This window comes from Polaromonas sp. AER18D-145 (assembly GCF_002379095.1).
In the GTDB taxonomy this organism is placed as follows: Bacteria; Pseudomonadota; Gammaproteobacteria; order Burkholderiales; family Burkholderiaceae_C; genus Polaromonas.
Genome location: NZ_NBZV01000097.1, coordinates 1 through 2405 on the forward strand (window position 1 = coordinate 1; position 2405 = coordinate 2405).

General features: G+C 69.1%; 2 protein-coding genes. One reads left to right on the forward strand and one right to left on the reverse strand.

Features of this window, described 5'->3' with window-relative positions; translation table 11 throughout:
* Window positions 1-392: 392 nt before the first annotated feature.
* Window positions 393-1409, forward strand: a complete 1017-nt coding sequence (locus B7G52_RS22930; RefSeq protein WP_096699970.1) for a tRNA-dihydrouridine synthase — start codon at window positions 393-395, stop codon at window positions 1407-1409.
* Here the strand turns inward: B7G52_RS22930 and B7G52_RS22935 are convergent.
* The gene (locus tag B7G52_RS22935) at window positions 1314-2192 is read right to left on the reverse strand and encodes an NUDIX hydrolase (protein WP_096699969.1); all 879 of its coding nucleotides are present in this window, start codon (window positions 2190-2192) and stop codon (window positions 1314-1316) included. The genes B7G52_RS22930 and B7G52_RS22935 overlap by 96 nt on opposite strands.
* Window positions 2193-2405: the final 213 nt, after the last annotated feature.

The window sequence follows — 2405 nt, forward strand, 5'->3', positions numbered from 1 at the left end:
GGGCTGCTGCGCGCAGTGCGGGGGGCGTCAAGCCGGGCCATGGGGTCTCCTTCAATGAAGCAGCCAATGTAGGCCTCTTGTGCCGCACGGTCTGTAAGACGTGCACGCGTCCCTTGTAGGACCAGCGTTCAGGGCCTGCCGGCCTGGACAAACACCACGCTCGCCGGCGCATGGGCCACCGGGCAGGCCGTGCGCACCAGCGTGGCGGTTTGCCCGCCGCCGGTTTCCGATGCCACGCCGACCGGGGATGGAGTTGCTATCAAAAACAGAGCTTCCGGCGACCACTGCCAAAGGGCTGGCGCTCAGTTTGGCACCAGGGTCGCAACGCAATCACGGTGTCCGCGCGGGCGCCGCCTGCGGGTCCGGGCGGGCCACGCGTTAGCATGGGTGCCATGACCATTCTGCTTGCGCCCATGGAAGGGCTGCTCGACTTCGTGCTGCGCGACATCCTGACGCGGGCCGGCGGCATTGACCGCTGCGTGTCCGAGTTCATCCGCATCACCGACCAGCTGCTGCCCGAGCGCGTCTTCACGCGCATCGTGCCTGAGTTGCACACCGGCGGCCGCACGCTGGCGGGTGTGCCGGTGCGTGCGCAACTGCTGGGTTCCGATCCGGTGTGCCTGGCCGAAAACGCCGCCCGGCTCGCCACGCTGGGGCCGGCCGGCATCGACCTCAACTTCGGCTGCCCGGCCAAGGTGGTCAACCGCCATGGCGGTGGCGCCGCGCTGCTCGAGGAGCCCGACACGATTGCGGCCATCGTGGCGGCCGTGCGGCGCGCCGTGCCGGCGCACCTGCCGGTCTCGGCCAAGATGCGCCTTGGGTTCAACGACGACAGCAAGGCGATTGACTGCGCGCAGGCGATAGCGGGCAGCGGCGCCGACGAGCTGGTGGTGCATGCGCGCACCAAGGCGCAGGCCTACCGGCCGCCGGCCTACTGGGAACGTATTGCCGACATCCGCGCGGCGGTCAGCATTCCGGTGGTGGCCAACGGCGAGATCTGGACGGTGGATGATGCGCGCCTGTGCCGGCAGGCCTCGGGCTGCGAGATGCTGATGCTGGGCCGCGGTGCGGTGGCCGACCCGGGGCTGGCGCTGGCCATCCGCGGCGGCGGCGTGGACGCGGGGCTGGCCTGGGACACGCTGCTGCCCTTGATTGCCCAGTTCTGGGAGCTGGTCTGCAGCCGGCTTGATGCCCACTCGCGCGCCGGACGCCTCAAGCAGTGGCTCAATTTTCTGCGCCGCCGTTACCCCGAGGCCGAACTGGCGTTCCAGGCGCTGCGCACCGTCAACGAGCCGGCCGCCATTTCCCGCTGGCTAACCGAACAGGGCCTCGAAGCCGGCGTCGGGTTCGAAGCGCCTGTTGCGGTAGCTCAGGCGCGTGGGGCCGGGCAGGGCCTGCTCGCGCACTGAGTGGCGCGCATCGCCGGGGTAACAGATCACGCGGCTGCCTTCGTGCTCGAAGGGCTCGGGCTGGATCACCGGCGGCCGGCGCCCGCGGGCCTCGGCCAGAACACTCTCAACGCCCGCGTGGCGCGACAGATGCGCCAGGCTCATGATTTGCGGCGGGGCCAGCTCGATCTGCCGGTCCCAGTACTGCTGCAGCGCATGGCGCGGGCTCAGCCAGATGCTCTCGGTGGTCTCGTAATTGTCGTGGCTGGCCACCTGGCCGCCGGGCACCGCCGCGACAAAAAAACGCGTGTCGAAACGCTTGTTGGTCACCGAGGGGGTGACAGGAGTGATCCAGCGTGACCAGGGCACCACGTTGAGCGTCTGCAGGCGCAAGGCCATGCGGGCCAGCACGGCATTGAAGCCGTGGCCTTCGCGCAGCAGCGCGGCCGCCTGGTCGGCGAGGCCGGGCAGGGCAGGGCCCTGCGCGAACAGCACACCCGACTCCTCGAAGGCTTCGCGCAGCGCCGCCACGTACACGGCGCCGGCCGTGCGCAGGTCGATGCCGGGCTCGTTCAGCCCGGCATGCAGCGCGTCCAGCGGCTGGTCCAGGTGGGCGGCCATGTCCAGCTCGGCATCGGCAGCATCGATCTTGCCGCCGGGGAACACATAGGCGCCGCCCAGCACGTCCGACAGGCCGTGGCGCTTCATGAGGAACACCTCGAGGCCCGCGGGCGCATCGCGCAGCAACACCACGGTGGCGGCCGGACGCGGCGGGGTGGTGACGGTTTCGAGGTTGAGTTCCATGACGGCTTTCAGGGGGAGGCGGGGCGGTCCATTACAGTACGGCCTGGTTTGCCAGTGCAGTGTGGCTAGGAGCCTGTCGGACTTGGGAATCGTCGGCTGCAAATCGACCGCAGCGGTCCATTTTTCACCGCCTTTTTATCCCATAGCTGGGCTATGGGCCTGCAAATCCGGCAAAAACTGTCCTCGCTGGGGTCGATTTTCGCTTTCGACGCC

Excerpts from the sequence above, each read along its gene's own strand:
- B7G52_RS22935 (WP_096699969.1), bottom strand. The coding sequence starts at position 2,192 with ATGGAACTCAACCTCGAAACCGTCACCACCCCGCCGCGTCCGGCCGCC.
- B7G52_RS22930 (WP_096699970.1), top strand. The coding sequence starts at position 393 with ATGACCATTCTGCTTGCGCCCATGGAAGGGCTGCTCGACTTCGTGCTG.